This is a genomic window from Thiolapillus sp. (assembly GCF_048562965.1).
GTDB classification, from domain to species: domain Bacteria; phylum Pseudomonadota; class Gammaproteobacteria; order Chromatiales; family Chromatiaceae; genus Thiolapillus; species Thiolapillus brandeum_A.
The window spans coordinates 1-6912 of record NZ_JBHNMF010000155.1; the positions used below are offsets into that span (position 1 = coordinate 1).

The 6912-nt window shown below is 58.4% G+C and carries 4 protein-coding genes and 1 pseudogene; 2 read left to right on the forward strand and 3 right to left on the reverse strand.

Annotation, left to right across the window (positions count from 1 at the left end; translation table 11 throughout):
- Both ACOCD2_RS09735 and queF read right to left on the reverse strand, forming a co-directional pair.
- Positions 1 to 1233 (reverse strand): annotated as a pseudogene (locus ACOCD2_RS09735) (FGGY-family carbohydrate kinase); the annotation flags it as partial.
- Between the two features lie 36 nt (positions 1234 to 1269).
- Complete coding sequence (gene queF / locus ACOCD2_RS09740; RefSeq protein ID WP_293645591.1) at positions 1270 to 1659, reverse strand: preQ(1) synthase; 390 nt, start codon at positions 1657 to 1659, stop codon at positions 1270 to 1272.
- Positions 1660 to 1848: 189 nt separating this feature from the next.
- On the opposite strand from queF, the gene smc reads away from it, so the two are divergent.
- A complete protein-coding gene (gene smc / locus ACOCD2_RS09745; RefSeq protein ID WP_293645589.1) occupies positions 1849 to 5346 on the forward strand; it encodes a chromosome segregation protein SMC in 3498 nt (1165 codons plus the stop codon).
- A gap of 291 nt (positions 5347 to 5637) precedes the next feature.
- On the opposite strand, the gene ACOCD2_RS09750 is transcribed toward smc, so the two are convergent.
- The gene (locus ACOCD2_RS09750) at positions 5638 to 5838 is read right to left on the reverse strand and encodes a hypothetical protein (protein ID WP_305801321.1); all 201 of its coding nucleotides are present in this window, start codon (positions 5836 to 5838) and stop codon (positions 5638 to 5640) included.
- A 63-nt stretch (positions 5839 to 5901) separates the two neighbouring features.
- Here ACOCD2_RS09750 and ACOCD2_RS09755 point away from each other — a divergent pair, with 63 nt between their 5' ends.
- The gene (locus ACOCD2_RS09755; protein WP_293650397.1) at positions 5902 to 6798 is read left to right on the forward strand and encodes a hypothetical protein; all 897 of its coding nucleotides are present in this window, start codon (positions 5902 to 5904) and stop codon (positions 6796 to 6798) included.
- The last annotated feature ends 114 nt before the right edge of the window (positions 6799 to 6912 follow it).

A 6912-nucleotide genomic window follows, 5' to 3' on the forward strand; every position in this document is an offset into this window, starting at 1 on the left:
CCCCGACGCGCAATCAGAGCAGCGCCGTAAGCTGCTTGCAGGTGCCTGGCGGGCAGTACGGGGCAATGTAGCAGGCGCTGCCGCATGGCCATCCAGGTGGCATTGCGGGCGCCGCCGCCACTGCTGAATACCCGTTTCGGATAACCGGCACCGAGTTCCTGGAGGCGCTGGTAGGCGGATTTTTCTATCCGGGTGATGCCTTCCAGCAAACCCTGCAGGAAGCGGGCGCGGTCCTTGGGAACAGGTGTCAGCCGGCTTGTCCGGGTCGTTGACGGGAAAGCGTAGGGGGTAGTAGTCGAGACACAGGCTTCTCGCGGGATCGATTCGGCGGCTGAGGCTTTCCAGTTCTTCTTCGGAGAAATGCTGCCGCAGCACCGTACCGCCGGTATTGGAAGCACCTCCTGTCAGCCACTTTCCGAAGATGCGGTGACTGTAGATACCATAGCCGGCATCGAACAGTGGTGCATCAGAGAGCAGCTTGCAGACCAGGGTGCTACCCAGGGAAGTGAGGGCGTCGCCGGGCCGTTCCAGGCCGGCGGCCAGTGCGGCGGCGGTGCTGTCCGTGGTGCCCGCGATGACCTGGCAGGTATCGGGCAGGTCGGTAAGGGCCGCGCTGACAGGATTGGTGCTCCCCATGATGGCGCCGGGCGGGATGACATTCGGCAGGATGCCATCGGGCAGTCCAAGTTTTTCCATCCATGAGGGCCAGCAACAGTTAACGGGGTCGTAACCGAGCTTGAGGCAGTTGTTCTCATCCCCGAGATCAAAGCGGCCGCACAGCCGGCCACTGATCAATTCGCTTTGATGCAGGGCACGGGAATGCGTTGCAGCCTCCTGTTCCAGCAGCCATAACAGTTTGGCCAGGCTGGAAGAAGGACTGTGCACGGCAGCCCCGGATGGCGCCACGCCAGCGAGGGTGGCGCATTGGGCAGCCGCCCGCTGATCGTTGTACATGAGCGCCGCTGTCAGGGGCTGTCCTGCCGGGTCTGTCAGCAGCAAGGTCGATGAAGTGCCGTCCACGGCGATGGCAGCGGTCTGGCAGTGGCGCGTAGCCGCCAGCAACTGCCGGATCACCTGTACGGTCGCCTGCCACCAGTCCTCGGGTTGCTGTTCCCTCCATGCGGGATAGGGCGAGGTGGACGGAGGCAGGGATGTTTCGGCCTGTGCGAGGATTCTGCCCCGGTGATCGATACTGATGCCCCGGCAGCCGGATGTGCCCAGGTCGATGCCGATGCAGCAGTAGCGATCCGGGCGGGTGTCCACGCTGCTTCAGGGCAGTACGACCGGGGCAGGGGCTTCCCAGCCGGGCGCCCGGTGTTCTGCAACCACGGCGGTATAGATGCCGCCGCGCACATTGAAATCGGCGGTCAGTCGCATGAAGCGGGGTTGGGTGACGGCGACCAGGTCGTTCAGGATCCGGTTGGTCACGGCCTCATGGAAAGCCCCTTCGTCACGGAAGGACCACACGTACATTTTGAGTGCCTTGAGCTCCACGCAGTGCCGGTCGGGGATGTATTCCAGGTGCAGCGTGGCAAAATCCGGCTGACCGGTTTTGGGGCACAGGCAGGTGAATTCGGGAATGCGGATACGGATGGTGTAATCGCGTTCTGGTTGCGGGTTTTCGAAGGATTCCAGTGCTTTGCTGGGTTGGCTGGGCATGGTTGTTTTCTCGTCAGAATCGGATGGCGCGATTATACAGGGTTTGGGTGCGGCTGTGTTTTCCTGTGCAGTGCGTAAAAAAACATAATAAATACATATATAACAAATATATAAAAGAATAATTTAAAGTATTTTATTCGTCAGATAGTGCTTGTCTAGACCCCCCCGATTCCTGTATCTTTGCGCCCCATGCGTCTGGAAAAAATCAAACTCGCGGGCTTCAAGTCATTCGTCGATCCTACCACCGTGCCTTTCCCCAGTTCCCTGGTGGGTGTGGTCGGCCCCAATGGCTGCGGCAAGTCCAACGTCATCGACGCTGTGCGCTGGGTCATGGGCGAAAGCTCGGCCAAGATGCTGCGTGGCGAATCCATGGCGGATGTTATCTTCAACGGTTCCAGCGCCCGCAAGCCCGTGGGTGTGGCCAGTGTCGAGCTGGTGTTCGACAACAGTGACGGCAAGGCCGGTGGGCAGTATGCCCAGTACAACAGCATTTCCGCCAAACGCCAGGTGACACGTGATGGCCAATCGGCCTATTTCCTGAACGGGGTACGCTGCCGCCGCCGGGACATCACCGACCTGTTTCTGGGCACGGGCCTGGGGCCGCGCAGTTACGCCATCATCGAACAGGGTATGATCTCCCGCGTCATCGAGTCACGCCCGGAAGAGCTGCGGGTGTATCTGGAGGAGGCCGCCGGCATCTCCAAGTACAAGGAAAGGCGCAGGGAAACCGAAAACCGGATCCGCCATACCCGTGAGAACCTGGAGCGCCTCACCGATCTGCGTGACGAGATCGAGAAACAGCTGCGTCATCTCGAACGCCAGGCGGCCACGGCCGAGAAGTACAAGACTTTCAAGGCGGAAGAGCGCGAAGTCAATGCCGAACTGCTGCTGTTGCGGCTGAAGGCGCTTGAAGAAGCGCTGCAGCAGAAAGACCGGCAGATCGCCGAACAGAAAAACCGTTTCGAGGAGGCGCTGGCGCATCAGCGTCGCACCGAAAGTGGAATCGAAAAACAGCGTGAAGCGCACAACGACGCCAATGAGGTGTTCAACGAAGTGCAGGGACGCTTCTACGCGGCGGGCGCCGATATTGCCCGCATAGAAGAAGCCATCCAGTATGCCCGTGAATCCCGCCAGCGCAACGAAGCGGAACTGAAAAGGGCCCAACAGGCTCTGGAAGAAGCGCGTTCTCACCGCTCCCAGGACGAAGGCAAGCTGCAGCAGATGGCGCAGACCCTGATGCAGGATCAGCCCGAGCTGGAAATGATCCGGGCCCGAGCGGAAGAGTATGCCGAGAAGCAGCAGCTGGCCGAACAGGCGATGCAGGCTTGGCAGAGCGAATGGGATGATTTCAATGTCACCGCGACCGAACCCGCCCAGACCGCCCAGGTGGAGCGATCCCTGATCAATCAGCTTGAACAGCAGGAAATCCAGCTCAAGCGACGTCTGCAAAAGCTGGAAGATGAACGCCAGAAGCTCACGGATCTCAAGCTTCAGGCCGAAATCGGTGAACTGGAAGGACGGGAACAGGAAAAGACAGCACTGCTGGAAGAACTGCGTGAATCGGCGCTGACGATACAGGAAGCCATCGCTGAAGTTCGCGGTCTGCTGGAGCAGAAGCAGCAGGCCCTGGCGGATGCCCGCAGTGAACTGGAGACCGCGCGGGGCCGCCTGGTTTCCCTGCAAACCCTGCAGCAGGCTGCCATGGGTGATGATGACGAGGCTTTCAGTCACTGGCTGGAAGAGGCCGGTCTGGCGGATGCCCAGCGGATACTGGAGCAGATCCAGGTCGAGCCCCAATGGCAGCTGGCCGTGGAGGCTGTGCTGGGTAATCGCCTGCAGGGGTTGCTGGTGGATGACCTGGAACAGGTCGGAGTGAAACTGGACAGGCTGGAAAGCGGACATCTGCACCTTTTTGAAAGAGGGGCTGCCAGCGTCGGAAACGAGCAGGGCAGTCTTGCCGCTCAGGTGCAAGGGCCCGACCATCTGCGCCTGCTTCTCAGCAGGGTGCGCACCGCACAAAGTCTGGATGAAGCTATGGCCATGCGCAAGACGCTCGCTGCCGGCGAATTGGTCGTGACAGCGGAAGGTCTGTGCCTGGGTAACGGCTGGCTGCAGCTGGAAAAGGGGGATGCGAGTGCCGGCATGTTGGCCAGGGAACAGGAAATCCGTGAGCTGTCCGCCCGTGTCGAAACGCTGGAGCCGATGGTTGAATCCCTCAACCAGGAGCTTGCAGAAGGGCGGCGGCGACTGGCAGAGCAGGAACAGCGCCGTGGAGAACAGCAGCGTTCTTTCGAGCAGGTGAATCAGGAAGTGGCCGGCATACAGGCGCAGCTCAGCGGCAAACGGGCCAGGGCGGAGCATATCCGCCAGCGTGTGGAAGCCCTGGCACAGGACATGGAAGAGATCCGCACCCAGCTGGAGACGGACAAGCAGGGCATGGAAGAAGCCCGCCTGCGCCTGCACCGGGCGCTGGAGCAGATGGAAGTGTTCGGCGTGCAGCGCGAGCAACTGGCCGCGCGGCGGGAACGGCTGCAGAAAGAATTGGCCGACGCCCGCGAAGCAGCCCGCCAGGCGCGCAGTGAAGCCCATCAGATCGCGCTGCGCGTGGAGTCCATGCGCACCTCGGAGCAATCCCTGCGCGACGGCATCGAGCGCAGCCAGCAACAGCTTGCCCAGTACGAAGAGCGCTGCCAGATACTGCAGGAACAGCTGGAACAGGGTGATGAGCCTCTGAAGGAACAGCAGCAACAGCTCGAGAAGCTGCTGCAGAAACGAATCAGCGTTGAAGCAGAACTGAATGATGCGCGCAAGCAGCTCGAAAGCATCGATCATCGTCTGCGCGAACTGGACAAGGAACGCCACCAGGCGGAAGAACAGGTGCAGGTGCAGCGGGAAAAGCTCAACCAGGCCAACCTGTCCCGTCAGGAGGTTGTGGTGCGTATCACCACCCTGGAAGAACAGCTGGCCCAGACCGGCATGCAGCGGCAGGAACTGGAACAGAATCTCAGTGCCGAAGCCAATGTTAAAGACTGGGAAGAACGCTCGGGACTGCTGGCACGGCGCATCCAGCGTCTCGGCCCCATCAATCTGGCCGCCATCGATGAATTCAAGGAACAGAAGGAGCGCATGGAGTACATCGATGCCCAGCATGCGGATGTCACCAGCTCCCTGGAAACACTGGAAGAAGCGATCCGCAAGATCGACAAGGAAACCCGCACGCGCTTCAAGGAAACTTTCGACAAGGTCAACAGCGGCCTGAAGGCCATGTTTCCCAAGCTTTTCGGCGGTGGTCATGCCTATCTGGAACTGGTGGGGGAAGATCCGCTGGATGCCGGGGTGGCTATCATGGCGCGCCCCCCCGGCAAGCGGAACTCAAGCATTCATCTGCTTTCAGGGGGGGAGAAAGCACTCTCGGCGGTGGCGCTGGTGTTTTCCATCTTCCAGCTCAACCCAGCCCCTTTCTGTATGCTGGACGAGGTGGATGCGCCGCTGGACGATGCCAATGTGGGGCGCTTCTGCGAACTGGTCAAGGAGATGTCCGACGCCGTGCAGTTCATCTTCATCACCCACAACAAGGTCACCATGGCCATTTCCAACCAACTGCTGGGAGTCACCATGAGTGAACCCGGCGTCTCCCGTCTGGTTTCGGTGGATGTGGAAGAAGCGGCACAGATGGTGGCATTGTAATTTGTAATCAGCCCTGGTGTTCTGCTGCAATACCTTCAGGTACCGGGATTCAATACCGGAATACCAAGCGGGGCGCAGGGCATGGTATTCTTTTTGCTGTTTTTATGTGCCTCAAAAAGGAGATTCGTGATGAATGGGTTTAAAGAAATGCTGTTGTTGTCTGTTCTGATGCTCACGGTTATTCAGGGAGGGGCAGAAGAAGGTATTTTACCGATGGATCAATCCGGCGCTGCCAGCCATGGAGAGCGAAGCGAAGGCTGGTAGACCCCAGTAGCCGCGAGGCCGCACTGCTTACCCGTCGTGCGCATAGCGCCAGAGGGTAAGCAAAGTAGGCATCCAAACGCGGCGTCCAGTCATTGGGAGCCAAGTACGGAGCAGCAACGAGCTTGCGAAGTTGTTGCGTAGTGCTTGGTGACCAGGACGGCTGGGGCACGAATAGGTTGTCAAAGGCCGAGTCGATTTTGGGGACTGGGATGTCCCAAAATCTATCACGAGGCCGAAGACACGCTTGTTGCGGGTCAGGGGCCTGTTTATCTTTCTGTTCCGAGTTATTCTGTGAAAGAAGTAAATTCGGATACGCAATTGACTTTGTATCACCCTGCCTTGGGTGATTTTTCGGGGTTGGCGACAGTCAGTCGGGTAGGGATTGCTTCAACGGCCTTTGGAATTGGCGCCAAGGCAAGCAATTTTTATTCCATGGCTGCAGGAGACAACGTTACTGCCAGCGGTGTTTCATCTGTGGCTATGGGTGCTTTCACCAGCGCCAGTGGTGATGCTGCTGTAGCGACGGGCCTTTTGACTGCGGCTTCTGGCGCGCAGGCAATCGTCATGGGAGAAAGAACCATCGCTGATGACGATAATTCGTTGGTGATTGGTGAATTTAACGATACAGCAGGAGACAATTACTTTGTTGTTGGCAACGGATCCTTTAATCCGGCTGATACAGATCGCAGCAATGCTCTGGTATTAAACAAAAAGGGTGATCTGGGACTGGGTATCGGGCTTCCAGCCAATCGCCTGCATGTGGAGGCTGGTCCAGCCGCTAACAATGGATTCGTGACCAATTCCTATGTTGCCTTGATCAGGAATACCAATGACGATGTGAGTGCCGATGTGCTTGCGATTCAAACGGGTGCCAGGAACAAGCCAGGCTATGGTGCCAATCTGATCGGTTTTTTTGATGGTGATGGCAACCTATTTGGGCAGATCGAAGGAAATGGAAGCGGTGGAGTAGCGTATACGACTACTGGTGCTGATTATGCCGAATATCTGCCGTACAAATATCCGGGTGAAGCTCTGGAAGCCGCTGATGTAGTGGGTGTGTTTGGTGGCCGTATAAGTCACAAGACCCGGGATGCGGATCAATTACTGGTGATCACCGATCGTGCTGCAGTGCTGGGCAATACGCCTCTGGACAGGGAAGACACTGAGAATTACAAAGCTGTCTCGTAACTACTCACCCCTATCAGCATAGAGCTGTCCCGAAAAGGCCATTTGAATGGCGACCAGCGGATTGTATCCCTGATTTGCCATGGTCTGCAGGTAACTGGAGATGCGGCAATAGGC